The sequence below is a fragment of the Actinoallomurus sp. CA-142502 genome, from assembly GCF_050936355.1.
In the GTDB taxonomy this organism is placed as follows: Bacteria; Actinomycetota; Actinomycetes; order Streptosporangiales; family Streptosporangiaceae; genus Actinoallomurus; species Actinoallomurus iriomotensis.
The window spans coordinates 4,826,577-4,851,299 of sequence record NZ_JBNJMY010000001.1; the positions used below are offsets into that span (position 1 = coordinate 4,826,577).

A 24,723-nucleotide genomic window follows, 5' to 3' on the forward strand; every position below is an offset into this window, starting at 1 on the left:
GGGTAAGAGGCTGGAAAGACGGCGGCAAGCGACCGGCTTACTGGAGCCGCGGAGTAAGCGGGCAGTCGCCAGGTAACGTCGCGCTCGGTTCGTACTGGTGCTGGTCAGACTTGAACATGCCGGCCGTCCGCCGGGCACTCCTCCGTCCGTGAGACGGCCGGGTAGATGACCAGCACGAGGATCGTTACCAGGAGGAGTGCGCTGGTCACGACGGTGCCCGGGCTGCGGGCCGGCACGTCACGTACGCCGTGATCGTCCTCCACGACCAGCACCGGATGGGCCGCCACCTGGTCCGTTCGCCCGGTCACCGTACGCACCCGTCGCCGTCGGACGCCGGTCGCCGCCCTACGATGTGGGCATGGCACGGCTGCTCATCGTGGAGGACGACGAGACGATCGGGAACATGCTCGAGTCGCGTCTCCGCATGCATGATCACGAGGTGGTGTGGCAACGCACCGGCCGGGGGGCGGTGCGCGAGGCGACCGTCACGGACTTCGATCTGGTGCTGCTGGATCTCGGCCTGCCCGATCTGGACGGCATCGAGGTGTGCGGGCAGATTCGCCATGTCCAGCCGGAGTGTGTGCTGGTGATGCTCACCGCCCGGCAGGAGGAGATGGACATCATCGTGGGGCTGGAGGCGGGCGCCGATGACTATCTCACCAAGCCGTTCAGCCTCGCCGAGGTGCTGGCCCGCATCCGGGCGCACCTGCGCCGTGGTGCCCCGTCCGGCCCGGCGCGCCAGGAGCTCCGGATCGGTGACCTGATGGTGGACGCCGGGGCTCGCCGGTGCTTCATCGGTGATCGCGAGGTCGCCTTGCGCGCGAAGGAGTTCGACCTGCTGCGCCGTCTCGCCGCGGACGCCGGCAAGGCCGTCAGCCGCGAGGATCTGATGGCGGACGTGTGGGACGAGAACTGGTTCGGGTCGACCAAGACGCTCGACGTCCATATCGCGGCGGTACGGGCGAAGCTGACCGAGGCGGCCGGCGGCGAGTCGGAGACCATGCCGAGGATCGTCACGCTTCGCGGTCACGGCTATCGTCTGGACGGCCCGCGCCGCTGAGGCGCCCGTCCGCCGGAGTCTCACAGTTCCCGCAGAACGCTGATGGCGGGCCGTCGAGCCGTCCGCACCGCCGCGGCGGACGCCAGCGCCAAGGCGGCGATGGTGACCACGCCGACCGTCGTGAGGTACGGCCACGGCACGGCAGGCACTGACGGCGGCGGGTCGAAGACCCCGGTCAGCACCTTGACCAGCATCTGGGACAGCAGCGTCCCGATCGCCGCGCCGGCGGCGAGACCACCGACGACGAGGACCGCCGTCTCACCGAAGACGAACGCGCGGAGCTGGCGTCTCGTGCCGCCGAGCGCTGTGGCGATCGCGAACGTGCGACGGCGTTCGGCCAGACCCAGCGCTAGGACCAGCCCTCCGGCCACCGCCGACAGCAGCAACGCGAACACGAGCTCGACGCGGGTCAGGCCGGCCAGGTCCACCGCGGTGAGGCTGGAGCCCACCACCGTACGCGTGGTGGCCAGGTCGGTCACCGTTGCCGATGGTCCGAGCGCGCCGCGGACGCGGTTCGCGGCCGTCGCGATGCGGTGGCCTCCGGTGTCGACGAGGAAGGCACCGACGGCGTCGTTGCCGGTCCGCTGCGCGACATAGGCGGCGTTCGCGACGAAGAAACTGTCCTTGGGCGCGGTCGGAAACTCTTTGACCACGCCTACGTAGTGGAACGGGACCGTTGTGAACTGTTTGGTCCGCCCGTCCTGCAACCGTAGGTTGAACAGGTCGCCCGGGCTGAGCTGGAAATCCTTGACCGTCTCGGCTGATACCAGGATGGAGTCGGGTCTGGCCGCCAGAGTGCGCATGAGCTCCCGGGCGGTTCCACCGGTGAAGTAGGCGTCCTGCAGCGCGGTGGCCCGGGTGATCGTGCTGGGCCTCACGCCGTACAGGTCCTGCAGGTCCGCGCCGACATAGGCGAACCGGTGCTGGAGTGGCTCGACTCCCTTGACCCCCGGTACGGCCGCCAGCCGGCCGGCCAGGTCAGGACCGGCAGAGGCGCCGGGGGACTCGGTGACGGTTACGTCGGCGCCGTTGGTGAGCAGCGCGTCGGCCTCGGCCTGTTGCCGGTAGGTGGCGTTGAAGACGGCGGTGGAGGCGGCGAACGACACGGCCAGGGCGACGAGCACGATCGAGCGGCCGAGCACCTGGCGTTGCCGCGACATGCCGCTCGCGACCGTGCCGGACAGGCCGCCGGCGAGCGGGCGCAAGCCGGCTCCGACGATGCGTCGGCCACACCCGAGCAGCAGGTCGAAGAGGCGCCAAGTGAGCAGCCCGGCGCCCACCCACAGCAGGGCCGGTCCGCCGAAAGCCCAGTAGGAGACCGAGATCGTCGGCACCCCTTCGGGAGCCAGCACCAACTGGTATCCGTTGTTTCCGGTCAGCACGAAGACGGCACCCGCTGCGGCCAGCAGGATCAGGTCCAGCCCGTACCGACGCCACCACGGCCCGCGGACCCGGCCGACCGTCAGACGACCAGTGGCGACGGTGGAGGTGCGCGCGTCGCGGCGGGCGGGCAGCAGCACGGTCAGAGCGGCGATGGCCAGGCCGAGGGCCGCCGCGATCGCCGTCCAGACGACGGCGGTCGCGGTGGTGGCGCCGAACCGTGCCGACCCGAACGCCAGGATTCCCACGATCGCGGCGCCGCCCAGCCCTCCGAGGCTGCCGGCGACACCGACAGCCGCTGCCTCGACGGCGGCCAGCCGCATCAACCGGCCATAGGAGGCGCCGCGGGCCCGCAACAGCGCCTGTTCCCGGCGGCGTCGTGTGGCACCGGCGCCGGTGACGGCCGCGGTCAGCAGCGCGGCGAGGACCGCACCCGGCAGCCCGAGGAACAGGAACAGCACCTGGGCGTACGCCGCGTCCTGCCGGGCGGAGTCCAGCGCTGCCCCCAGGTTGTTCCCGACGACCGCGCCGCCGGACGCGCGCGCCTCGAGGTTGTGCGCGGCCGCGGTGATGACGGTATAAGCGGCCGCGGGGTCGGCGGGCAGCCGATGCGAGCGCGCGACATGGATCTGGGTGGTGACCAGGTCCGGGCGGCCCTTGGCGAGCGGATCGAAGATCTGATGCCAGCCTGCCTGAGGCAGGAGAAGCACGTTGTCCGGTGGCGCGGACGGCTGCGAACCAGGGGGCGCGCCGACCTTCTGGAAGAGGGAGTCGGCCTGTGGCAGGTCGACCACGCCGTCGACGCGGACCTGTGCTGTGCCGAGCCCGGCCCGGCCGACGCTCACCGTGTCGCCGGGCCGGGCGTGCAGGTTGGCCGCCGTCTGCTGGGCGAGCAGCACGCCGGACGCGGAGCCGGCGAGCGAGCGCAGCTCTTTGGGGAACGCGCGCGCGTAGCCGTCCGGAAGGCCCAGGACGACACCGGGACCGGTCGTCTGCGTCGTGGCGCCGATGGTGGAGAACCCGCTGCTCTGACCGAAGTTCACCGGCAGCGCCGTACGGACGCCAGGGGCGGATCTGACGGCGGCGAGTACGGCGTTCGGATCGGCGCCGCCGCTCTCCTGCACCTGCCAGTCGACTCCCACGTCGGCTGCCGCTCGCCTGGTCATCGTCGCCTTGGACGCCGCGAGGAAGGCTCCCAGAGAGCCGAGCAGGGCGACGGCGACGGCGATGCCGCCCGCAGTGGCGACCAGCCGGGAAGAACGCCTGCGAAGCAGGCCGTACAGCCAGATCCAGGTCATCGCGCAGAGCCGTTCTGTTGCGTGAGCTCGCCGTCGGACATGGTCCACCGCTCCGGCAGGCGTGCTGCGATCTTCGGGTCGTGGGTGCTGACGACGACGGCCGCGCCGAGCTCGTCGGCGGCCCGCAGCAGCACGGAGATGACGTGGTCCGCGGCCTCGTGGTCGAGCTGACCGGTGGGCTCGTCGGCCAGGATGAGCCGGGGACGGCTCGCCAGCGCGCGGGCGACCGCCACACGCTGGGCCTGACCGCCGGACAGTTCCTCGGGGAGTTTGGCGGCCATCTCCGCGATCCCGAGCTGGTCGAGCGCGCGCGCCGCACGCTCGCTCGCGGCGGCGGCCGAGATGCCGGCGAACTGCAGGGGGAGCGCGACGTTCTCGGTGACGTTCAGCGTGGGAATCAGACTGGGCCCCTGGAAGATCATCCCGATCAGCCCCGGGCGTCCCTGCGGGAGGCCGCCCAGCCCGGGCCAGTCGACCGTGCCGCCGGTCGGGATCTCCAGTCCGGCGATCAGATGCAGGAGAGTCGACTTGCCTGATCCCGACGGGCCGGTCACCGCGATCCGCGCCTCCGGCCACACCGCGCAGGACAGGTCGTGCACGGCGACGACGGACGCGACGCCGAACCCGAAGGTGCGGGCGACACCGGTGCAGCGTGCCAGCGCCTGGTCGGAGGGGTCGGGTGGTGTGTCCGGTGTGGCCGAGACGGGGCTGTGGCCCGAGGTCATGCCAGTACCTTTCCGTCGTCCAGCCGGATGACGCGGTCCGCGGCGGCGGACACGGCCGGGCTGTGGCTGGCCACCAGAACCGCCACCCCCTCTCGCGCGCGGCTGAGTAGCAGGTCGAGGATCTGTGTCTCCGCGGCCGAGTCGACCTCTCCGGTCGGCTCGTCGGCGAGGAGCACGGCGGGGTCGTTGGCCAGGGCGAGAGCCAGGCCCGCCCGTGCCGACTCCCCGCCGGACAGCTCGCCGGGATAGGCGTGGCCTCGCTTGGCCAGGCCGACCGAGTCGAGCAGCGACCCGATGCCGAGGGCGCCGCGCCGGCCCGCGAGGCGCTGGGCCAGGCCGACGTTCTGCCGGACGGTCAGGTGCGCGAAGAGGTTCGCGGACTGGAAGAGCAGGCCGATATGGCGGGCGCGCAGGCCGGCGCGGATCGGTTCGGACCGGTGACTGATCCGCTGCCCCGCGACCAGGACGGCGCCGCCGTCGGGTTCGTCGATGCCGGCCAGGCACGACAGCAGGGTCGACTTACCCGATCCCGACGGCCCGGTCACCGCGACCAGCTCACCCGGCTCCAGGGTCAGGGAGACGCCTTGCAACGCGAGCGTTTCCTCCTCACCGGCCCGGAAGAACCGGTAGAGGGTGCGGGCCTGGAGCGCGCTCGGACGCTGTTCGGTGGTCATCACGTCCACCGCAGCGAGTCGCTGACCAGCTTCCAGGGATCGACGTTGTCCGCTCCCGTCGGGCCGGACAGGGTGAGGACGACCTCCCGGCCGGCGTGCCAGAAGTCGTAGCGTTCGACGGCGTCGGTGACCGTCTTGCCGGTCACCGGGTCGGGTGCCGAGTCGGCGCGATAGGTGATGAGCACCGCTTGCCCGGCCTTGCGGTGCACTGTCGTGACCTTGCCGGGGACGAAGCCGTGTGCCCCGGACCTGATCTTCGGCACCTCTTGTGTCGTGGCCGAGCCGATCGTTGGCGCGGCCGAGGCGCTCATCGTCTCGATTCGGATGCTGTTCAGCTTGTCGGTGAAGGTGGTGGCCGTACCGCTCTGGCTGCGCGCCCAGCCCTCGGGGACCTTGATCGAGAACCCGCCACCGGGCGGGGAGAACGGTACGTAGACCTGATTGTCGGGGATGTCGCCGGCCGGATTGTTCTCCGATGTCGACGAGGGAACCGGTGTGGTCGGTGGCGCCTTTGTGGAGGAGGAGCCGGACGAGCCGTCTCCGCAGGCGCTGAAGATGGCGGTCGCGGCCAAGAGGCCGCCGCTCCAAAGAAGAGCACGGCGGGCATACGTCATGGTCGCCCTCCTATCTACGAGACAGGGCCAGCGCCGACGACGCTAGGAACGTGGCGGCCAGAGGAGCCCTCACCGAGGGCCAGCGGACGGCAAAATCGGGCATCGGCGGCCTTCCGCGCAGGCGGGGGAAGGCAGACTGTCCCAAGCATGGTCGGAAGGCTCGAGGGGAGGCCGTATGCGCAGGCGGATCGTGATGCTCACCGTGCTGTCGGCCGTCCTGGCCATCAGCCTGTTCGGCATTCCGCTCGCCGCCGGAGTCGCCCACTACTACATGGCCGATGAGCGAAGCGAGCTGACGCGTTTCGCCACCGAGGCGACCGTGACCGTTTCCGGAGCGCAGCTGAGCGGGCGAGACCCCACCGAGTTGCCATCGACCGAGCCAGGTGTCCAACTGGCCGTCTACGACCGCGCCGGGCGGCGGATCGGGGGCCACGGGCCCGCGGTGGCCGATGCCGCCGTGCGCGGCGCCCTGCACGGCGTCCCCGCCAACGGGCAGGACGGATCCGACCTCATCGTCACCGTGCCGGTCGCGAACAACGAGCACGTCACCGGTGCGATACGCGCGGCCGCCGGCAAGATGTTCGTCTATCGGCGGATTGCAAGGAGCTGGCTCCTGATGCTGGCGGTCGCCTGCGCGGCCGTCCTCATCACCGCCCTGCTCGCGCGCCGGCAGGCCCGGCGCCTCGCCCGGCCGCTGGAGGAGATGTCGGCAATGGCCGAACGGCTCGGCGACGGTGACTTCAGCGTGCGCGCCCGGCCCAGCGGCATACCGGAGATCGATTCCACCGGCGCCAGCCTCTCGACCACGGCCGAACGTCTCGGCGACCTTCTCGCCCGCGAACGCGCCTTCTCCGCCGACGCCTCACACCAGTTGCGCACGCCGCTGACCGGCCTGCGGCTCCAGCTGGAGAGCATGCTCGACGCCCCGGACAAGACGCGGGCGGAGGAGATCAACCAGGCCATGGCCGAAGCGGACCGGCTCCAGCGGACCATCGACGACCTCCTCGCCCTGGCCCGCGACGTACCCCGCCACAAAGAGCCGCTCGACCTGGACGGCCTCCTCGAAGAGGCACGGGAGACCTGGCACGCCGACCTGGCCGAAAAGGGGCGCCCACTGCGGATCCGGGTCGCTCCCGACCTGCCCACCACGGATGCCTCCACCGCCGCCGCCCGCCAGATCCTCCGCGTGCTCCTCGAAAACGCCATCCGCCACGGCGCCGGCACCGTCACGGTCAACGTCCGCGACGCCGGCGACGCACTGGCGATCGACGTCAGCGACCAGGGACCGGGCATCGACCGCTCAGACGATGAACTGTTCCGCCGCCGTACGGCGACCGCCGGGCACGGCATCGGCCTGGCCATGGCCCGCCGCCTCGCCGAGGCCGAAGGCGGACGCCTGCGCCTGGCTCGCCCGTCACCGCCGACATTCACCCTCCTGCTCCCCGGTGCGTGAGGCGGCTCGCAGAAGCACTATCCGGCGCTTCCTCGGTGGTCGCCATCGGGGCGGTGCTCGGGTACCGGGTGATCACTGTCTGGCTGCCGTTGCCGCCCGCCGCCTGCACCTTCGCCGTCCTGTGGCGCCGCCGGGCCATCTGACCGTGACCAGTCGAGAGAGTGTCACCGACTCCGCGAGGTGCTGACCGAACTCGCGCGCATGGCGGGCGCCCTCTTCGTCACCGTTCCACCGGGCAACTGGCGCCTGAGGTCGGGTTCGCGGTTTGCCTCCAGGTAACCATCGCACTACTACGGTCCCGGTAGTACTGCCGCAATAGTGACAATTCCCCCTCGAATCAGGGCGATGAGTGTGAGCCTGTTGGTTTCAGAACCCGATGTGACGATCATCGTCATCGTCTATAACGACGCAGGCCGCCTGGCTCGCGCGGTCCAATCGGCGTTGGACCAGTCGCTGGCCGAAGTCGAAATCGTCATCGTTGACGACGCCAGCACCGACGCGACGCCACGGGTGGCGGAGCGGCTGGCCGCAGCCCGGCCCGACCGCGTGCGGGTGGTCACCCTGCCGGAGAACTCCGGCGGTTGCGGCCGGCCACGCAACGTCGGAATGGATCACGCGAACGGCCGGTACGTGATGTTCCTCGACAGCGACGACACGCTCGACCCGCACGCGTGCCGGAACCTCGTCACCGCCGCCGAGGAGACCGGCGCCGATCTGGTCTCCGGACGCTGCGTCCGCGTGCAGCCGGAACGTGAGCAGAGCTGGTACCCGTCCCTGTATCGAGAGTCACGAGTCCTCACGAGCATCTCGGACGAACCCGACCTGCTCTACGACACCCTCTCGACCAACAAGTGTTATCGGCGCGAGTTCCTCGATCGCGAGGACCTGCGATTCGTCGACCGGCTCCACTACGAGGACCTGCTGTTCAGCGCGCAGGCCTATGCCGGCGCACGAAAGATCGCGATCATCCCGCACCGGGTCTACAACTGGATCGTCGTCCCGCGCGGCGAGACCCTTTCGATCACGCACCGCCGGTCCGAACTGCGTAACTTCGCCGATCGGCTGGAGATCCACCGGCGGATCGACGCGACCTTCCGGCTGCGCGGTGCCACAGACCTGATCAAGCACAAGAACGTCAAGTTCCTCAACCACGACTTGCTGCTCTACCTCCGCGAGCTGGGTAGTCGCGATCGGGAGTATCGCGAAACCTTTCTCGACCTGGCCCAGGCATACCTCGAGACGATGGACACCGCGGTCTTCGAGGAGTGCAACCCGATGATGGGCGTCGCCGCCTATCTGATCGTGCAGGGCGATTTGCGTGCGGCGATGGCGGCGGCCGACCACGCGCCGAGGAAGGGCAGCGCGCCGACGCTGTCGATCAGTCCGGTCGAGCGAGACGGGCGGATCTACTGGTCCGGCGCCTACCTCAGTACGGAGGTGGGCCGTCGGATTCTCGACGTCACCGATCTCGGTATCCACTCCGCGCCGCTCGGCACGCTCACCCTCGGCGGCCGGCTGACCGAGGCGCGGCAGGCAGGGCGCGAACTTCTCCTCACCGGTGACTTCGTCAACCCGCTTGGCCGGATCGATGCCGGCACGGAGCTCGCCGGGAAGCTGGAGATCCGGGATCGCCGCAGGAAGGGGCGTGCCTTCCGCGTTCCGGTGACGCTGTGGCACGACGGCGAGCGGATCGGCTGGCGGGCCGGGTTCACGCCGGGCCGCGCCATACGGCCGATCGGCCTCGTGGACCAGACCTGGGGACTGTGGCTGCGCGTGGACGCCGGCGATGAGACGGTCGGCGTTCGCGTGACCTCTCCGTGGACCGCCCACGAGGACATCACGGTGCCGGTACGGCCACGGCTGACCCGGGTCGTCGGCGACCACCTGGAGGCGTACGTCGCCGACTCGGGCGAGCTCGCCTTCCGTATCGTCGGTCGCCGCTTTCCCGCCCGGACCGTCCTGCCCCTGCTGCGCGGGCTGGCCCGTACGGACCTCGGCGTCAAGGTGTGGCGATTCCTTGTCCACGCCGAGAAAATGCTGGTCAAGCGGCTGACCGGCCGTGCCACGAAAATCGCGGTTTTCAACCGGGTCTTGGTACGGCTTCCGGTCAAGAAGGGCACTGTCGTGTTCGAGAGCCACCTCGGCGCCCAGTACTCCGACAACCCGAAGTACATCTACCGGGAACTGCGCGAGCGCGGCACACCGCACCAGGCGATCTGGTCCTACAGCACCAGCAAGCAGGGCTTCCCGGCCGAGGCGACCCTGGTCCGGCGAGGCTCGTGGGCGTACTTCCACGCGCTCGCCCGGGCCGAGTACTGGGTCGACAACCAGGGCTTTCCGACCGGACTCACCAAACGCCGCCAGACCACCTACCTCCAGACCTGGCACGGCTCGGCGTACAAACGGATGGGCTTCGACGAGCCCTCGGTCAAGCAGAGCACCTGGGCCGAGCACGTACGCCGGCGGCTGATGGCCGGCCGGTTCGACCACTTCCTCGTACGGTCCGAGCACGACGTCCGGACACTGGCCACGGGTCTCGGCGTGACCTCACCCATGATGCGGGTCGGATACCCACGCAACGACCGGCTGGTGAACGGCGGCGACCCGGAAGAGACGGCCGCGCTGCGGGAGAGCTTGGGGCTCGCGGACGACACCCGTACCGTCGTGCTCTACGCACCCACGTTCCGCGCGGACGAGAACGACCGGCCGACCCGGCGCTTCGCGGCGCCGTTCGACCTCGAACGCTTCGCCCGTGAGTTCGGGGACTCCCACGTGCTCCTCGTTCGCTCGCACTACCTGAGCACGGCGGTGGTTCCTCCCGGGCTGCGCGGCACCGTCATCGACGTGAGTGGCGTGCACGACGTCACGCCGCTGCTGCTCCTCGCCGACGCCCTGATCACCGACTACTCGTCGGTCATGTTCGACTACGCGCTCCGTGACCGCCCGGTGATCCTTTACACCCCCGACCTCGACGAATACGTCCTCCGGCGGGGCACGTACTTCGACCTCGCCGAGCACGCGCCCGGGCCGGTGATCCGCGACGAGGAAGGGCTGTTCGCCATCCTCGCCGATCTCGACCGCGTCCATCGTGACCACGCCGAGCGGCGGCACCGGTTCGTCGAGCGGTTCGGCGAGTACGACACCGGCACCGCCGCCAAGGCCATCGTCGAACGCTTCTTCTCCGGAGGCCCCCGTGGCTGACGCTCGCGACATCTTCATCGTGTGCAACAACGTGGACGAGCTCGGCGGCCTGCAGCGCTGGGCGCATCAGATCGCACGCCTGTTCACCGAGCAGGGGCATCGCGTCCATCTCGTCGGCGTCACCCGTGCCGACCGTGCTCACGACTATGGCGAGAACCCGCCGTACGCCGTCACCGTGCTGCACGAGCGCCGGCCCCGGCCGCGGCGCGGGGCCGCGTCCCGGCTCGCGCATCGGGCCACGGTCCGCCGCGGCGCCGCGCGGCTGAGCGCGCTGTTCCGGACCGCCTCACCGGGCGGCATCGTGATCGCGGCGCAGGTCTGGGCGATGGAGTGGGTCGCGCGCGCCGACACCGCCGGAATGCCGGTGATCGGCATGAGCCATGAGTCGTACGCCGCGACCCGGCAGTCCTCGCGGTATCGGCGCGTCAAACGTTACTTCGCACGGGCCGACCAGTTGCTCGCGCTCACGCAGGCCGACGCCGACGCATGGGCCTTCGACGACATGTCGAACGCCGCCGCGATGCCCAACCCCCTCCATGTCGAACCGGCGTCGACCTCCCCGCGTACCGATCCGGTGGTCGTACGGCTCGGGCGGCTGTCCTTCGAGAAGGGGCAGGACATGCTGCTCGAAGCCTGGGCGGAGATCGCCGTTCGCCACCCATCGTGGCGGCTGCGCCTGTACGGATCGGGCCCGGAGGAGGACGCCCTTCGCCGCCGCGCGGCCGAACTCGGCGTCGCAGCGAGTGTGGAGTTCCCCGGCCCGACCTCCGACCTGGAGGGCGCGCTGACCGGCGCATCGATCTTCGCGCTGTCCTCGCGCGAGGAGGGCTTCCCGATGTCGATCATCGAGGCGATGGCGTACGGGCTGCCGACCGTCGCCTTCGACTGCGCGCCGGGCGTACGGGAACTGCTCACGGACGGGCAAGACGGGCTGGTGGCGACACCGGGAAACGTGACCGCGTTCGCCGCCGCGCTGGAGCGCCTGATGGACGATGAGCACCTGCGCGACTCGTTCGGGGAGGCGGCCCGTGTCTCGGTCCGCAGATACGCCCCGGACATCGTCGTCGACCGCTGGGAACGGACGTTCACGCTCGTGACCGAACGCGCCGGCCTGACCATCTGAGGAAAGGTCAGGCCGCGTCCTGCGCCCGGCGCCGTCGGACGAAAACGCCTACCGCGACAAGGGCGATGACGGCGACGACGCCGGCGACGACGTACGTCGGACCGTGAAAGGCGTCGGCGATACGCTGCCAGTTCCGGCCGACCGCGTAGCCTGCGACACCCAGCGCCGCCGTCCATGGAATGCAACCGGCAAGTGTGTATATGCCGAAACGCACGGGGGGCATGGCGGCGAACCCGGCGGGCAGGGAGACGAACGTGCGCACCACCGGCAGCATGCGGCCGAAGAACACCGCCGCCGCGCCGTAGCGGTCGAACCAGCGGGCGGCGCGATCGATGTCATCCTCCCTGAGCCAGACGTAGCGGCCCCAACGGCGCAGTGTCGCCTGGCCGGCGTACCGGCCCGCCGCCCATGCGACGTAACTGCCGGCCACGTTGCCGAGTGCGCCGGCGACGATGATCAGGGTGATGTCGGGGTGGGCGCCGTTCACCGCCCCTGCGGCCAGTGCACCGCCGAACAGCATGATGAGTTCTGAGGGCACCGGGATACAGGCCGACTCGGCGGCCATGAGGAGGAAGACCGCGAGGTAGGTGTAAGTAGCGATGAAGTGCTGCATTGCCTCGAATCCACGCATGGCCGTCATTGAAACTATCGAGCCGATAGTACTACTGAGATAGTATGCAGCACTCTGTGATCGCGTGACGTCCGGGCGATCATCGTGGGATCTTCATCTGGCATCTACATCGATGTAGAGATTTGGGAGGGGCGCGGTCCTGGTGTTCTCAGGGTTCGACGACGGCGCTTACCGCGAGATGGTCACGCTGGCCCGCCACACCCCGTGGCTGAACGCGGCGGTGAATCTGTGGAGCGACTACGGCTTGGTGCTCTTCATAGTGCTGGCGGCGGCCGGACTCCGGCGGGGCGGTGGTGTCTGGCGCGCCTTGTGGGTCCCGGGAGCGATGGCGGTGGCCTACCTGGTCAGTGCCGTCGTCAAGCTAGGGATCGGTGAGCAACGCCCGTGTCGGACGCTGCCGGCCGTCGGGCACATTGTGAGCGCCTGCCCGCCGCTGGGCGATTACTCCTTCCCGAGCAACCATGCCGTCCTCGCGGCGGCGGCCGCCGTTGCCGTATGGCGGATCGATCGCAGGCTCGGAGTCGTGGCCGCGGTGAACGCCGTCGTGATCGCCGCCTCCCGTGTGTACATCGGTGTGCACTACCCTCACGACGTCGTGGCCGGGCTACTGCTCGGCGCCCTCGTCGCATGGGCGGGAGAACAGGTCGGCCTGCCCATCGTGAAGCGTTTCGCCGGCCCAGCTCGACTGCGGCCACGTGGGAGCGGGACGCGGGATTCGGCCAGCTCGTGCGCTGGCCGAGACGACGATCGCATCGGCGAAGAACCTGGGTATCGGGTGGAGGAAGATGCCTCAAGCCGTAATCGCCCCACTGCCGAGTCAGCGCCCTGAGGTCAGCGGACGCATCACCGCGATACCGTCTCGGCCAGCTCGATCAGCCTGTGGACATACAGGACCACTGCGGCTGTGCTGGTCCAGCACAGCATCGTGGCGATGGCCAGTGCGACAGCGGCATCGATACGTCGCCTCGGGGGTTCCAGCAGGTCACGAACTCGATCCACGACATCGTGGTGAGCCGCGCCGAGAGACCGTACCGGCGGGGCGCTTCGGGAAAGGGCTGCGACGCCGAGCGCATGAGCCACTGTGCTCGGATCGCCGACCGCACGGGCCGCCGCGGCATCGGCCCACCGTTCGAGAGAGCCGTCCACGGCGCGCGCGACGGGATGGATGAGGGGGTTGGCTGACGCCGCGAGCCTCGCCAGCTGTGCGTAGAGGTGATGGTGATAACGCAAATGTGTGCGCTCGTGCGCGAGGAGAGCCCGTCGCTGGGGCCCGGACAGGGACCGGAGCAGCCCTTTGGAGACGACGATGAGCTGACGACGGCCAGGAACCGCATAGGCATGCATGGCGTCGTCGTCGACGATCGCAAGATCGCCCAACGGCGACAGGGCGGCGGCCGCGATCGCGGTTCGTCGTGTGCCGGCTACGACCCGCGCGACGTGGATGCAGGCTCGGCTGAGGAGGACGACGGCAAGCGCGCCGGCCGCCATGCCGGCTGCGGCTGGGATCGGGATGGAGGCGTGGAGGACCGTGACGGACCAGTCGTGCGGGTGCAGCGCGGGCAGCAGCTCAAGTGTTCCGAGGTAGGCGGCCAGGCACAGCATCAGGCCGGTGGCCAGCGATACCGTCAGCGCGAGTCCGGTCAGCAGCACGGTCGCGGCCACCGGGTGGATGTGCCGGGCGAACCGCGTCGCAACCGGGGAACAGGCGATGCCGATGAGTGCCGGGACGACGGCGAGCAGCGGTACCGCGATCGGCCCGATCATGACTTTCGCCGGCTGTGGGCCTGGGCGCTGTCCGCCGGGCTCTGATCGTCAGCCGAACCCCGCGTGAGCAGGCTGAGCAGAATCTGCTCCGCTTCTTCATCGAGACCATCGACGAAGCGCGAGAGCACACTGGCTCGATCGATGCCGGCCTGGAGCAGCTTCTGCATTTGGTGTGCGGTAATGCTCGCCGAGACCCCGTCTGGACCGCCGACCAGTTCGTAAGCGTAGGAACGGCCGTGCGGCTTCCGGGTCAACGCGCGCTTTGAGTACAGACGCGTCAAGGTGGTCATGACCGTCGTGTAGGCCAGATCGCCACCGAGCTCGGCCTGGACTTCCGCGGGCGTCAGCGGCCGGTCGGCGGCCGCAAGACAGGCCACGATCTCGCTCTCAAGGCTCCCGCTCGGTCGTGGGTTAGGTCGGCCAGCCATCCCCTCTCCCAGCTCTGATGTCGTCTGGTGCAGCGCATGCCCCCTGGAGGCGGAACCGCCCACTGGCCATTGTGGCAGCGCCCGATCGGAAACGGAGAGTTCGAGCGTCGTTGGCACGATTCCTCAGGCACCGTAACGGCGTTGTCGGGCGGCGAAGCTGCGCAGGGCCCGGAGGAAGTCGATCTCGCGGAACGCGGGCCAGTTGGCCTCGCAGAAGTACAGCTCCGAGTAGGCGCTCTGCCAGAGCAGGAAGTTCGACATCCGCTGTTCGCCGCTGGTGCGGATGATGAGGTCCGGGTCGGGCTGCCCGGCCGTGTAGAGATGCCGGGCGATGTCGTCCACCGTCAGGGCCGAGGCCGCGTCGGCCAAGGACTCCCCGGCCTCGGCCCGCTCGTACAGATGCTCGCGCAGGGCGTCGATGACCTCCTGCCGGCCTCCGTAGCCGACGGCGAGGGTGACGTGTGCGCCGGTCGCGCAGTCGCGGGTGGCCTCCACCGCGTCCTTGAGGGCACGGGCCGTCGTATCGGGCAGCGCATCCAGCATGCCGGCGACGTGGACCTGCCAGCGGGCGTCCCGGCGGCCGAGCCGGTTCGCCACCATCTGCTCGATGACCCGCATGAGGAAGGCGACCTCGGCGTCACCACGGTTCTGGAGGTTCTCCGTCGAGCACAGGAACACGCTGACGTGCTTGATCCCCACGCTCTCGCACCAGGACAGGACGTTCTCGGCGTGCTCGGCGCCGTACTTGTGCCCGAGGCTCGGGTTCTCCAGGCCCATCTGCCGGGCCCAGCGGCGGTTGCCGTCCATGATCATCCCGACGTGCTCGGGCAGCGGACCCGCCATGACCTGCCTGCGCAGGCGACGCGCGTAGAACGAGTAGAACGGACCGATCATCGGACACCTTTCGCTTTCGGGCGCCGTCACCGGCGCGCTTCGGAGTCGTGAGGGGAACGTGCGACTGGCCCGGGAACGCTGTGGAGCGTCTTTCAGTCGGCAGGCGACAGGTGGCGAATGTCGTGAAGTGTTCCGACGAAGGCCGGCGCCAGGACGAGCAGCCCGGCACCCGACGCGGCGGACAGCAGGTCGAGGTGTCCGCTGGTCGTGGAAGCCCGGAGGAGGATGGGGCCAGGCGCGGTCACCGCGGCGGCCAGGACCCACAGGCCGATCCGTAGGCGTCCGGGGTGGGGTGGCACGACCACGGCCTGACCAAGCGCTGCGACGATCCGACAACTCTGGATCGCCGCGAGCGCCAGCACGGTCCACCAGCAGGCGAGCAGCGCCGGTTTCAGCAGCGTCGGTGCGGCGACGTAGACGCGGGTGTTGACGCAGAGCACCACGCCCGCGCCGACCGTCACCGGTACGGCGAATCGCATGGCGGCGCAGCGGACCACCGCGATCACGGCCTTGAGGGTCATGCGGGGACGAGGTGCGACGAGGCCGAGCCCGAGGAGCATCAGGAGGCTACAGGCGCTCATCGGCCAGGACCGGGCGACCTTCGCCGACGGCGGGGTGTGCAACTCCACGACCGCGTGCGTGACGAACCAGCAGACGGCCGAGATCGCGACCGCCATCGTCGCCGCCCGCTGGCAGCGCTGCGCGCGGGACTCGGCGGGCCAGACGACCGGGTGCAGCCACATGTCGGCGATCCCGGCCACCAGGTTGGGCCAGGACCTCCACCCGCCGGCCCGGATCTCGTGTTCCAGGGCCGGACCCCATCGACTCCGAAAGGCCGCCGGGTAGAGCCCGACCAGCGTCCTCGCGAGGTTCACGCCGGACCGAACCCGAGTTTCCGCAGGCCCTCGGTGGCGACCCGTTCCATGGTCCGCAGCTCCTGTTCCAGGACCTGGCGGCCTTGGGGCGTCAGCCGCACTGGACGCTGACGGCCGCTCTCGTCGAGCGACTCGATCAACCCTTTGGCCTCCAGACGGGTCAGGGCCCCGTACAGGCTGCCGGGCCCCAACCGCCGCCCGGCGAGCTCCTCGATCGCGGTGTTGATGGCGTAACCGTGCAGCGGCCCTTCGGCCAGCACACACAACACCAGCGTTTGAGCGTCGTTGGCTTGCATCAGTGGCTCCTTCCGAAGTCACCTTACTACGCACCGAGTATTACGCGATGAGTACTACGCGGCGTGTACTATCTGCGGCCATGAACGACGAATCTCCCGTGGCCGTAACGGGCGTGACCAAGAAGTTCAGATCCGCGACCGCCGTCCGCTCGGTCTCCTGGTCGCCCCAGCGCGGCGAGGTGACAGCCCTTGTCGGCCTCAACGGCGCCGGCAAATCGACCCTCATGCGCGTCATGACCGGCCTGATCAAGCCGACGCAGGGTTCGGTGACGGTGCCGACCGGGCAGGGACGACGCCCGCTGTCGGCGATGATCGAGGCTCCTGCGCTGTTCACCGGGCTGACGGTGCGTCACAACCTTCGTATTCATCGCATCCTCACCGGCGCGAACCCGGACGACGTCGAATCCGTGGCGGCGCTCACTCGGATCGAGCAGGTCATGTCGCGCCGCGTCCGTGCTCTGTCCCAGGGCTATCGGCAGCGAGTGGCCATCGCCGTCGCACTGTTGGGGTCACCGGCCGTGCTCCTGCTGGACGAGCCGACCAACGCCCTTGACCCCGAGGCCACCGCCGACCTCCGCTTGATGATCCGACGCATCGCCGACCGCGGCACCGCGGTGATCGTGTCGACGCATATGCTCCGAGAGCTCGAAGGGGTCGCCGACACCCTCGCCGTCCTGCACGACGGTCAGGTCCTCTACGACGGCCCGTTCACTTCGTTCGTGGGGCCGCCAAGCCTGCGCGTCCGAGCGCAGGACGCCGAGGCGACGGCCCGGCTCACCGCACTGCTCCGGGACGAGGGAATCCCGGCACGGCAGGTCACGGATGGCGTCCGAGTCCCGGCCGACGGCCGACACCCCGACCGGACGGCCCGGCGGATCTTCACCACCGCGGCCGCCTCCGGCATCGGCCTGGTCGAACTCGGCCACCTCACACCAACTCTGGAAGAGGCGTTCCACGCAGCGATCTCCGGAGCCCGCTCATGAGGACCTACCGCGCCGAACTACTCCGTTCCACCAGCCGAGCCACCGGCTGCCTGCTGCTGCTCTGCCTCTGCCTGGCCATCTTCAGCATGTCGAACGCCGGCCCACAGCACGAGCCGCCACTGTGGGGATTCCGCCAGGCCGCCATCTTCGTCGCGACTCTGCTCATGGGCCGAGCCGCGACCGTCACGGCCGGCGATTTCAGTAGCGGGACCATCCGCCCGTGGATCATCTCCACTCGATCGCGAGGCCCGGTGTTCCTTGGAAAGCTCGCCGCCTCGCTCACCATCGCGGTGGGCACCGCCCTCATCATGGGGTTGAGCGCCTACCTGGTCAGCGGAGTGTTCGGCCCTGTTCCCTCCGGCGGAGCGACGGCGATCGCGACGGCGCAACTTGCTGTGGCCTGCGCGGCCCTCACGGTCTTCGGGCACGCCGTGGGAGTGATGACCCGGTCGGTGCCCGTCGCCCTCACCGTGACCCTCGGCTGGATCCTGCCCGCCGAAGCCGTCCTGCAAGGCCGCTCCGCCCAACTGGACAGGTGGCTGCCGGGCTCTGTCCTACACGACCTCACCCTCGGTCACGTCGCGCCGGGCGGTACGACGGCCGGGGCCGTGTTCCATGCCACCCTCCCGCTTCTCCTGCTGGACGCGGCCGCGCTGGTGCTCTTCCTGCGCCGTGACATCAACAGCTGAAAGGCGTCCATTGTCGACGGAATCTGAAATGCGGGTACTCCCAGCCGGGCACCGGGCACGATCGGCCGTGGCGACGGCGTTGTGGGTCTCGGTCGTCGAGGCAGCGGCCTTCACGGTGTTCGCCTTCCTCACGACCCAGGTCCACGCAGTTCGCGCGGGCAGCCCCTGGCAGGACGACCCCTACGACGGTGTCGTGTCCTTCACCCAGTTCATCGTCCCGGGGCTGGCCGTGTTGACCATGATGCGCGCTCGGCTGCTGCGTGGACGCGGCCCCCAGCCGGTGTTCCGGGTCGCACAGCTGCTGCGGGCCGCGCTCGTATGCACCCTGCTGGTCGCGGCCACGGTCGTCACCGACTGGCTCGCGGTCACCGTACGGGCCGACCACCGGCTCTGGAACCACACCACACCCTGGCTCATAGCAGCGCTTGCCCCCCTCACCGCGGCGGTGGCAGCAGGACTGTTGACGCAGCGGTGGGCGTTCCGCCGGCTGCCGCCCCGCGACGCCCGCGGTCCGGAAGGCGACTGGCTGGACGATCTCCCGGCCCTGACCGAGGCGTCTCGGACCACACGTCGGATCGCCGGCGTGGTGAGCCGTGACGACGTGATCAGATTCGCCCGGCGGTACGTCATGACGCTCGCGGCGGCAGCCGCGCTGGTCATCGGACTCATGCTCAGCACCGGGATGACGCTCGGCGAACACTGGACCGACCCCCTGTTGTTCGCCACCGCGACCGCGATCGGCGCGGGCGGGTTCTTCGGCCTGTTCATGGTCTGCAACAGGGCGCTACGGATCGTCGTACCGCATGCGGACGATCGAACGCTGTCCGGGCGCCCGGGCAGAGCACGCCGCTCGGCCCGGATCGCCGCCGTCAGCGGAGCACTGGCCCTGCCCACGTTCGCGGTGCTTCGCGGCGGCATCCGGCCGATGCTCGGAGGCGGAGGCCGGCTGCCCGAACCGGTCGTGCTGGCCACGATCACCTTCACCGGCGCGGCCATCACCACGCTGGTCATCTTCGGGACCGTCCTGATCCTCAGCCGACCGGCCAGGCGGCACCGACAGTCGAGAGGGTGGCGCAGGTGGGTTCGCCGTACGGTCAGATCGATCACGGCGGCCGCGATCGTGTTGGTGGTCGCGAGCGCCGGTTACGTCACCGCCGCGGCGACATTGCACGCGCAACCGGTCACGCTTCCCGCCCCGACAGGTCCGTACCGCGTCGGCCGCACGATGTTCGACTGGACCGACCACACCCGCGCCGATCCGCTCGCCCCCACAGTTCGGAACGCCAGGGAGCTGTCCGTGTGGGTGTGGTACCCCGCAGCGCCCGACGCCCGTAGCCGCCGTGCGCCATACGCCCCGGGCGGCTGGAACCGACTGCATCTGCCGAGCCTGCCGGGGCTGGGGGAGACCGACTTCACCGCGGTCCGGACACACGCGCTGGAGGACGTCCCACCGGCCGGCGGCCGCTTCCCGATCGTCGTGCTCCTACCGGGCCTCGGGTTCGCCGCACCGCAGTACACCACGCTGGCCGAGAACCTGGCGAGCCATGGCTACCTCGTCGCCGGCGTCACTCCCACCTACAGCGCGAACGTCACCCTTCTGCGCGGGCATCCGGTTCACGCGACCACCTCCGGAGACCCGCCGGCGTTCGACGGCACCGACCTGCACGGCGTCGCCGCCACCCGGGCCGGTGACCGGCTGGCCGAAATCTGGGCCGCCGACGCGCGCTTCGCCACCACCCAGGTCGCACGGCTAGGCACAAGCGGCCGGTTCGCCGGGCGCGTCGACGTGGCGCGCACCGCCTATGTCGGCCATTCCTTCGGCGGCGCGGCCGCATTGGAAGCGTGCCGCACCGACCCGCACTGCGCGAGTGCCGTCGACCTCGACGGCACCCAGTACGGACCGGTCGCGCGCACCGGCCTGAACAAGCCCATGATGATCATCGCGGCCCAGGACTCCTGCGTGACCGGTATCTGCGGGCCCACCGATACCGCGACCCGATCCGACCGCGCCACGGCCCGCGCGATGGTCACCGCCGGCACCGGACCCGCCTGGCGCTTCCAGATCGTGGGAGCCCGGCACTTCAACTTCACCGACTACGCCGCCTACTACCTGGCCGCCCCCATTCACCACCTGCTCGCGTTGGGCACCATCGACGGCGACCTCGGGCTCCAGATCACCAACGCCTACCTGAGCGCGTTCGTCGACCACACCCTGCACGCCAGCCGCGAACCGCTCCTCACCGGACAAGCCTCGCCCTACCCGCAGATACAGGCTCAGCAAACGAGGCCGTGAACGAGCGGCCACAGTCGGATGGCGGGCGTCGACACCATCACGGCCAAGGCGGCGAGTCACCGTCACGCCCCCGGATTCCCCCAAGCGAACCAACGCGCCCACTGGTCACAGCCGGCATTGGCGTCACCGCCATACATCGCGCGAGCCGGTCCCTGAAGGAAGCGCGTTTCTCGCCATGCCCCAAGGAAACGGCAGGCATGCTGCGTGTTGAACGGACCGCCCAACTGTTCCGCATCCGCACCCTCATCGCGTTCGCCTGCCTGGCCGCCGGCCCGGTGACGGCCGGGCTCGCGACGGCCTCCCATGCCGGGCACCGCAATGACACCCAGGGCGGCTTGTTCGGCGCGTCCACCTACTCCGCGCTCAACCACACGATGGCGAGCCTGCGGCTCATCGCCCCCCTGCTACTCACCATCGTGGTCGCGCCGCTCGTCACGGCGATCGGATCCGCCGACCGAGACTGAGGGGGCACTGCACCATCTCTACGTCGCCCCCGTCACTCGATCACGACTGCGGTGGGGTCGGTTGCCGGGCCGTTTCGATCACCCAGCAGGATCGTGGCATGACCGTACAGAACGGGCTCGGCTCGGCCACGGAGGTCACGAAGTTCTCCACGTTGCTGCCGGTCAGCCCGGTTCTCGGTGTCGTGATGGTGGTGCTGGCGCTCGCCGCGACCGCCGTGGCGGCCGTCGGCCGGCTGGGGCACGGTCCGGCCGTGCTGCGTTCCGCCGTGCGCGCGGCGGTGCAACTCGCGCTCGTGTCCGTCGTGATCGCCACGATCACCCGGTCGATTCCGCTGACGGCGGCCTTCGTCGTGTTGATGTACCTGGTGGCCGCCCGGGTCGCCGGGCGGCGGATCACCACCGGCCGCGCCGCGTGGTGGGCGGCGGTGCCGATCGGCGTCGCCACCGCGCCGGTCATCGTCCTGCTGCTGGCGACCGGTCTGGTGCCGCCGCACGGCATCACCGTGATCCCGATCGCCGGCATCCTCATCGGCGGCGCCCTCACCGCCACGACCCTCGCGGGCCGCCGCGCCGTCGAGGAGCTGATCCACCGGCGCGGAGAGGTCGAAGCCGCCCTGTCCATCGGCTTGAGCGACCGTGACGCCGCGATGGAGATCTGCCGGCACCACGCGGCCACCGCGCTCATCCCGGCCCTGGACCAGACCCGGACCGTCGGCCTGGTCACGTTGCCCGGCGCCTTCGTCGGCATGCTGCTGGGCGGCGCGTCGCCGATCGCCGCCGGCGCGGTCCAACTGTTCGTCCTCATCGCCCTGCTGGCGGTCGAGGCCGTCGCGATCGTGCTCACCATCGAACTGGCCGCACGCGGGAGATTCAGTTGATCCGGTCGCGATCGGCGAGACGGCGCGTCCTCCGCGGGGCGCACGAAAACAGTGCGTGCGAATGAGCCCTGCGAACTGGTGCCGCATCCGCGGTTGGGCACGCCAGAATGCAACGTCTTCACGGGCGGGGACCATGAGGAATCGGACGCCCGCCGGTGAGCGTTTGCGCTGGTAGCCGACCGTGGACGGTGCAGATCGGATTGTGGTCATGCGCGTTGATGATCCTCGGCACCCGACCAGAAATCGCAACGTGCTTCATGGAGTAATTTCCCGTGGTCAACGCTTCTTTGCGGGTAGGAAATCAGCTTTCGTTTCGTCGCCGTTTGGTGTGGCTGCCCATCATCCTTCTGGCATGTGTGGCAGGAGAGGCCGCAGAATCGGTCGTACCCGCCTCGCATCTGCTCATCCCGCTGGCCATCGGGTTCACGGCAGCGATCAGCGGACTCATCACCGGTCAGGTCCCACCGCGGGTCAACCACATCTCCCACGCGGTGCTCGGGGTGATGATCGGTGCCTCTTTGAGCCCGGCGGCCCTGCACCAGTCGGCCGGAGCGATTCTCCCGCTGGTCGCTGTCACGGTGATGACCGTGCTGTTCAGCCTGGCCGCCGCGCTGTTGCTGCACCTTGCCGGCCGGGTCGACCGCGCCACGGCGTTCCTGGGCATGATCGCGGGAGGATCCGCCGCCGTGCTCTCCTGTGCTGAAGACCTGAAGGCCGACGCACGGATGGTCGCCATCATGCAATACCTCCGCGTGGGCCTGGTCGCCGCCACCGCTCCCGTACTCACCGGCTGGTTGCTGACCTCACCCGGTCCGCCCGCCGGCGCCGGTCACACCGCACAGCCGGGTTGGTATCCCGTATCCGGCTCGAATCAGGGCGCCGGGCTGATGCTGTTGGCGGCCGTCGCCCTCGCCGGAGCGAAGGCCGGCCGCCGGCTTCGCCTGCCCAGCGCCGGGCTGCTGGGACCGATGCTGATCGCCGCGGCACTCACCATGACCGGAGCGGCCACCGGGTTCGCCCCTTCCGGCGCGTTGCGGAGCGTACTGTTCACCATCATCGGCCTCGATGTCGGCCTGCGGTTCAACCGGTCGGCCATCACCCGGATGGGACGCCTCCTGCCGTTGGCACTGGCATGCACCGTCGCGGTGAGCATCGGCTGCGCCGCTGCGGCCTGGGTGCTGTCCAGGCTGGCGCACATCCCGCTGCTGGACGCCTACCTGGCCACCACGCCCGGCGGCATCAACGCCGTTCTCGCCACCGCCGCGACCTCCCACGCCGACATCTCCTTGATCTCAAGCGTGCAGAGCCTGCGCCTGTTCTCCATGGTGCTGCTCGCCCCACTTCTCATCCGTATGACGGCGCGATGGAGCGACCGGCCATGCCCACGCCGTGACGACTGACACGCTGGCCTGCGGATGGTCGGGCTGGCAATGGGTACCGGGCGTGCGAGTATGTCAACGCCCCGGTTCCAGCCCATGAACCCGGCCGGTGGTATGGACGCCAAGAAGGCATCACCCGGTTCACCGTCGGCACCGGCGGTGAGGAACTCGACAGGTTGCTGACCGGACAGGCGCTGACGGCCGCGCACGTGGTGACCGGTGAGGACAATACGTACGGGGGTGCTGAAGCTGCCCCTGGAACGCAGCGGCTACCTGCGGAAGTTCACGTCGGCCGCAGCCGACAAGGGCCAGGACCCGAAGGTGCTGAACTACTCCGACGCCGGATCGCGGCGCTGTCACGGCCCAGCGAACCACGGCGGCTGACCCCTTTGCTGGACCGGTGTACCGGGATCCTGCGGCAGCGGTGCACTGACCTGAGCACCGGGAACGCCTGTGGGTTGGCAGGAAGAAGAGTCTTGGTCAGGCGCCGGCGGCGGTGACGATGGCGTCGGTGACGAAACCGGCGACCAAGCCCAGGAAGATCCCCCAGGTGGTGATCACCTTGAGGTTCAACCTGCGGCCGACGGCGAGCAGCTCGATGACGACGTACAGGATGGAGCCTGCGGCCAGCGCGAGGAAGGCGATCGACAGAGTGTCGCTGACGAGGTGCTGGCCCAGCAGCGTGCCGACGAAGGTGGGGCCGCCGCCGATCAGACCGAGCAGCGCGAGGTAGCCCCAGGACGGGCGAGATCCCCCCGCCGCCATTGGAGCGACGATGCCGAATCCCTCCGTGGCGTTGTGAGCGCCGAAGCCGATGACGAGCAGGAGGGCGAGGCCGAGCTCGCCCTTGGCCGCGGAGTTGCCGATGGCCAGGCCCTCGGCGAAGTTGTGCAGGCCGATGCCGACGGCGATCATCATCGCCAGCTCGCCGGCCTGGCCGCGCGCGCCGGAGGGACGGTCTGTGCCGAGTTCGACGGCGGCCGGGGTGCCAGGCCCGGCACCCCGCCGGGTGCGCCGTGCCACCCATCGGTCGAAATGCACCAGGCTGATCAGCCCGGCGCCAACACCGATCATGAGCACGACGCCGTTGCCCACCGCGGGGCCGTAGTGGTGATTGGACAGGGCGCCGTCGATGGGTTCCCAAGCGTGGGCCAGGATGTCCCAGAGCAGGAAGATGAGCACGCCCGTGGCGACCGCGTTGAGCATCGCGCGGAGTCGGGGGATCGGGGACCGCAGGCGGCCTACTGGCAGCCCGAGGTAGATTGTGAACCCGGCGATGGCTCCGAGCAGGGCGATTTTCTCAGCCGACATGAGCACGTGTTCCCTGGATGACGACAGTGGATCATCCGATAAGGTAAGCCTCTCCTAATTCTTTGTCGAGTCCGGCTTTCTGCTGGTCGACACCCACTTCGCGCTCGCCGACGACCTACTCCCCAGGCATGTCACAGTGGCGTCGTGCGGGGACCAGCGCCCGGTCGCCTCCGCCACCGGCAAGGCCGCCCTGGCCATCGGTCCCACAGATCACCGAGCCCGCCCTCCGGATGAGGCACCCGCCGAGAGCCAACCATCACGCCCGGTAAAGATCCGTTACGACGGGGATATCGGTGCGTCAACGGACGGC

The 24,723-nt window shown here is 69.7% G+C and carries 24 protein-coding genes; 12 read left to right on the forward strand and 12 right to left on the reverse strand.

The annotated features are described in order from the left end of the window. Window positions 1-104 precede the first annotated feature (104 nt). Window positions 105-308, reverse strand: a complete 204-nt coding sequence (locus ACQEV1_RS23015) for a hypothetical protein (RefSeq protein WP_433395967.1) — start codon at window positions 306-308, stop codon at window positions 105-107. 50 nt (window positions 309-358) lie between these two features. Between ACQEV1_RS23015 and ACQEV1_RS23020 the strand changes: the two genes are divergently transcribed. Continuing rightward, complete coding sequence (locus ACQEV1_RS23020; protein WP_433395969.1) at window positions 359-1,060, forward strand: response regulator transcription factor; 702 nt, start codon at window positions 359-361, stop codon at window positions 1,058-1,060. A 20-nt stretch (window positions 1,061-1,080) separates the two neighbouring features. Here ACQEV1_RS23020 and ACQEV1_RS23025 read toward each other — a convergent pair whose 3' ends face one another. The 4 genes from ACQEV1_RS23025 to ACQEV1_RS23040 are packed head-to-tail and all read right to left on the reverse strand — an operon-like array spanning window position 1,081 to window position 5,751. Then, window positions 1,081-3,738: an FtsX-like permease family protein gene (locus ACQEV1_RS23025; RefSeq protein WP_433395971.1), complete on the reverse strand. Its 2,658-nt coding sequence runs from the start codon at window positions 3,736-3,738 to the stop codon at window positions 1,081-1,083. Next, a complete protein-coding gene (locus tag ACQEV1_RS23030; protein WP_433395973.1) occupies window positions 3,735-4,463 on the reverse strand; it encodes an ABC transporter ATP-binding protein in 729 nt (242 codons plus the stop codon). The genes ACQEV1_RS23025 and ACQEV1_RS23030 overlap by 4 nt, the downstream gene beginning before the upstream one ends. Further along, entirely contained in the window at window positions 4,460-5,137 is a 678-nt protein-coding gene (locus ACQEV1_RS23035) for an ABC transporter ATP-binding protein (protein ID WP_433395975.1), read from the reverse strand. Before ACQEV1_RS23035 ends, ACQEV1_RS23030 begins: the two co-directional genes overlap by 4 nt. Next, on the reverse strand, window positions 5,137-5,751 hold the full coding sequence (locus ACQEV1_RS23040; RefSeq protein WP_433395977.1) for a hypothetical protein: 615 nt from the start codon (window positions 5,749-5,751) through the stop codon (window positions 5,137-5,139). The genes ACQEV1_RS23035 and ACQEV1_RS23040 overlap by 1 nt, the downstream gene beginning before the upstream one ends. A 175-nt stretch (window positions 5,752-5,926) precedes the next feature. Between ACQEV1_RS23040 and ACQEV1_RS23045 the strand changes: the two genes are divergently transcribed. The 3 genes from ACQEV1_RS23045 (at window position 5,927) to ACQEV1_RS23055 (ending at window position 11,528) form a co-directional block, all read left to right on the forward strand. Further along, window positions 5,927-7,204: an ATP-binding protein gene (locus tag ACQEV1_RS23045; RefSeq protein ID WP_433395978.1), complete on the forward strand. Its 1,278-nt coding sequence runs from the start codon at window positions 5,927-5,929 to the stop codon at window positions 7,202-7,204. A 378-nt stretch (window positions 7,205-7,582) separates the two neighbouring features. Further along, window positions 7,583-10,405 carry a bifunctional glycosyltransferase/CDP-glycerol:glycerophosphate glycerophosphotransferase gene (locus ACQEV1_RS23050; protein WP_433395980.1) on the forward strand — a complete coding sequence of 941 codons (2,823 nt, stop codon included), beginning with the start codon at window positions 7,583-7,585 and terminating at the stop codon, window positions 10,403-10,405. Further along, the gene (locus tag ACQEV1_RS23055) at window positions 10,398-11,528 is read left to right on the forward strand and encodes a glycosyltransferase (protein ID WP_433395982.1); all 1,131 of its coding nucleotides are present in this window, start codon (window positions 10,398-10,400) and stop codon (window positions 11,526-11,528) included. The genes ACQEV1_RS23050 and ACQEV1_RS23055 overlap by 8 nt, the downstream gene beginning before the upstream one ends. Window positions 11,529-11,535: 7 nt before the next feature. Here ACQEV1_RS23055 and ACQEV1_RS23060 read toward each other — a convergent pair whose 3' ends face one another. Continuing rightward, window positions 11,536-12,159 carry a DedA family protein gene (locus ACQEV1_RS23060; RefSeq protein ID WP_433395984.1) on the reverse strand — a complete coding sequence of 208 codons (624 nt, stop codon included), beginning with the start codon at window positions 12,157-12,159 and terminating at the stop codon, window positions 11,536-11,538. A gap of 142 nt (window positions 12,160-12,301) precedes the next feature. Here ACQEV1_RS23060 and ACQEV1_RS23065 point away from each other — a divergent pair, with 142 nt between their 5' ends. Continuing rightward, window positions 12,302-12,988 carry a phosphatase PAP2 family protein gene (locus tag ACQEV1_RS23065; RefSeq protein ID WP_433395986.1) on the forward strand — a complete coding sequence of 229 codons (687 nt, stop codon included), beginning with the start codon at window positions 12,302-12,304 and terminating at the stop codon, window positions 12,986-12,988. Window positions 12,989-13,002: 14 nt separating this feature from the next. Here the strand turns inward: ACQEV1_RS23065 and ACQEV1_RS23070 are convergent, their stop codons facing one another. The 5 genes from ACQEV1_RS23070 to ACQEV1_RS23090 form a co-directional block, all read right to left on the reverse strand. Continuing rightward, window positions 13,003-13,923 carry a M48 family metalloprotease gene (locus ACQEV1_RS23070; RefSeq protein ID WP_433395988.1) on the reverse strand — a complete coding sequence of 307 codons (921 nt, stop codon included), beginning with the start codon at window positions 13,921-13,923 and terminating at the stop codon, window positions 13,003-13,005. Continuing rightward, the gene (locus ACQEV1_RS23075; protein WP_433395990.1) at window positions 13,920-14,468 is read right to left on the reverse strand and encodes a BlaI/MecI/CopY family transcriptional regulator; all 549 of its coding nucleotides are present in this window, start codon (window positions 14,466-14,468) and stop codon (window positions 13,920-13,922) included. The genes ACQEV1_RS23070 and ACQEV1_RS23075 overlap by 4 nt, the downstream gene beginning before the upstream one ends. Window positions 14,469-14,474: 6 nt before the next feature. After that, entirely contained in the window at window positions 14,475-15,245 is a 771-nt protein-coding gene (gene uppS / locus ACQEV1_RS23080) for a polyprenyl diphosphate synthase (protein ID WP_433395992.1), read from the reverse strand. A 92-nt stretch (window positions 15,246-15,337) separates the two neighbouring features. Further along, window positions 15,338-16,120, reverse strand: a complete 783-nt coding sequence (locus ACQEV1_RS23085) for a hypothetical protein (protein WP_433395994.1) — start codon at window positions 16,118-16,120, stop codon at window positions 15,338-15,340. Beyond that, a complete protein-coding gene (locus ACQEV1_RS23090) occupies window positions 16,117-16,416 on the reverse strand; it encodes a PadR family transcriptional regulator (RefSeq protein WP_433395996.1) in 300 nt (99 codons plus the stop codon). Before ACQEV1_RS23090 ends, ACQEV1_RS23085 begins: the two co-directional genes overlap by 4 nt. A gap of 80 nt (window positions 16,417-16,496) precedes the next feature. Here ACQEV1_RS23090 and ACQEV1_RS23095 point away from each other — a divergent pair, with 80 nt between their 5' ends. From ACQEV1_RS23095 to ACQEV1_RS23125, 7 genes are all read left to right on the forward strand, one after another. After that, window positions 16,497-17,399 (forward strand): ABC transporter ATP-binding protein, encoded by a 903-nt coding sequence (locus ACQEV1_RS23095; RefSeq protein WP_433395998.1) that lies wholly within the window; start codon window positions 16,497-16,499, stop codon window positions 17,397-17,399. Next, complete coding sequence (locus ACQEV1_RS23100; protein WP_433396000.1) at window positions 17,396-18,088, forward strand: hypothetical protein; 693 nt, start codon at window positions 17,396-17,398, stop codon at window positions 18,086-18,088. Before ACQEV1_RS23095 ends, ACQEV1_RS23100 begins: the two co-directional genes overlap by 4 nt. Before the next feature lie 28 nt (window positions 18,089-18,116). Continuing rightward, window positions 18,117-20,381, forward strand: a complete 2,265-nt coding sequence (locus ACQEV1_RS23105; protein ID WP_433396002.1) for an alpha/beta hydrolase family protein — start codon at window positions 18,117-18,119, stop codon at window positions 20,379-20,381. 197 nt (window positions 20,382-20,578) lie between these two features. Then, entirely contained in the window at window positions 20,579-20,845 is a 267-nt protein-coding gene (locus tag ACQEV1_RS23110) for a hypothetical protein (protein WP_433396004.1), read from the forward strand. Between the two features lie 98 nt (window positions 20,846-20,943). After that, window positions 20,944-21,723 carry an ABC transporter permease gene (locus ACQEV1_RS23115; RefSeq protein ID WP_433396006.1) on the forward strand — a complete coding sequence of 260 codons (780 nt, stop codon included), beginning with the start codon at window positions 20,944-20,946 and terminating at the stop codon, window positions 21,721-21,723. A 326-nt stretch (window positions 21,724-22,049) separates the two neighbouring features. Further along, on the forward strand, window positions 22,050-23,123 hold the full coding sequence (locus ACQEV1_RS23120; protein WP_433405953.1) for an AbrB family transcriptional regulator: 1,074 nt from the start codon (window positions 22,050-22,052) through the stop codon (window positions 23,121-23,123). A 219-nt stretch (window positions 23,124-23,342) separates the two neighbouring features. Beyond that, window positions 23,343-23,486 carry a hypothetical protein gene (locus tag ACQEV1_RS23125; RefSeq protein ID WP_433396008.1) on the forward strand — a complete coding sequence of 48 codons (144 nt, stop codon included), beginning with the start codon at window positions 23,343-23,345 and terminating at the stop codon, window positions 23,484-23,486. 96 nt (window positions 23,487-23,582) lie between these two features. On the opposite strand, the gene ACQEV1_RS23130 is transcribed toward ACQEV1_RS23125, so the two are convergent. Further along, complete coding sequence (locus ACQEV1_RS23130; RefSeq protein ID WP_433396010.1) at window positions 23,583-24,413, reverse strand: ZIP family metal transporter; 831 nt, start codon at window positions 24,411-24,413, stop codon at window positions 23,583-23,585. Between the last annotated feature and the right edge of the window lie 310 nt (window positions 24,414-24,723).

What these genes read in the sequence shown, in the direction of transcription:
- ACQEV1_RS23020 (WP_433395969.1), top strand. Translation starts at nt 359, where the DNA reads ATGGCACGGCTGCTCATCGTGGAGGACGACGAGACGATCGGGAACATG.
- ACQEV1_RS23025 (WP_433395971.1), bottom strand. Translation starts at nt 3,738, where the DNA reads ATGACCTGGATCTGGCTGTACGGCCTGCTTCGCAGGCGTTCTTCCCGG.
- ACQEV1_RS23030 (WP_433395973.1), bottom strand. Translation starts at nt 4,463, where the DNA reads ATGACCTCGGGCCACAGCCCCGTCTCGGCCACACCGGACACACCACCC.
- ACQEV1_RS23035 (WP_433395975.1), bottom strand. Translation starts at nt 5,137, where the DNA reads ATGACCACCGAACAGCGTCCGAGCGCGCTCCAGGCCCGCACCCTCTAC.
- ACQEV1_RS23040 (WP_433395977.1), bottom strand. Translation starts at nt 5,751, where the DNA reads ATGACGTATGCCCGCCGTGCTCTTCTTTGGAGCGGCGGCCTCTTGGCC.
- ACQEV1_RS23045 (WP_433395978.1), top strand. Translation starts at nt 5,927, where the DNA reads ATGCGCAGGCGGATCGTGATGCTCACCGTGCTGTCGGCCGTCCTGGCC.
- ACQEV1_RS23060 (WP_433395984.1), bottom strand. Translation starts at nt 12,159, where the DNA reads ATGCGTGGATTCGAGGCAATGCAGCACTTCATCGCTACTTACACCTAC.
- ACQEV1_RS23070 (WP_433395988.1), bottom strand. Translation starts at nt 13,923, where the DNA reads ATGATCGGGCCGATCGCGGTACCGCTGCTCGCCGTCGTCCCGGCACTC.
- uppS (WP_433395992.1), bottom strand. Translation starts at nt 15,245, where the DNA reads ATGATCGGTCCGTTCTACTCGTTCTACGCGCGTCGCCTGCGCAGGCAG.
- ACQEV1_RS23090 (WP_433395996.1), bottom strand. Translation starts at nt 16,416, where the DNA reads ATGCAAGCCAACGACGCTCAAACGCTGGTGTTGTGTGTGCTGGCCGAA.
- ACQEV1_RS23095 (WP_433395998.1), top strand. Translation starts at nt 16,497, where the DNA reads ATGAACGACGAATCTCCCGTGGCCGTAACGGGCGTGACCAAGAAGTTC.
- ACQEV1_RS23100 (WP_433396000.1), top strand. Translation starts at nt 17,396, where the DNA reads ATGAGGACCTACCGCGCCGAACTACTCCGTTCCACCAGCCGAGCCACC.
- ACQEV1_RS23105 (WP_433396002.1), top strand. Translation starts at nt 18,117, where the DNA reads ATGCGGGTACTCCCAGCCGGGCACCGGGCACGATCGGCCGTGGCGACG.
- ACQEV1_RS23110 (WP_433396004.1), top strand. Translation starts at nt 20,579, where the DNA reads ATGCTGCGTGTTGAACGGACCGCCCAACTGTTCCGCATCCGCACCCTC.
- ACQEV1_RS23115 (WP_433396006.1), top strand. Translation starts at nt 20,944, where the DNA reads ATGACCGTACAGAACGGGCTCGGCTCGGCCACGGAGGTCACGAAGTTC.
- ACQEV1_RS23130 (WP_433396010.1), bottom strand. Translation starts at nt 24,413, where the DNA reads ATGTCGGCTGAGAAAATCGCCCTGCTCGGAGCCATCGCCGGGTTCACA.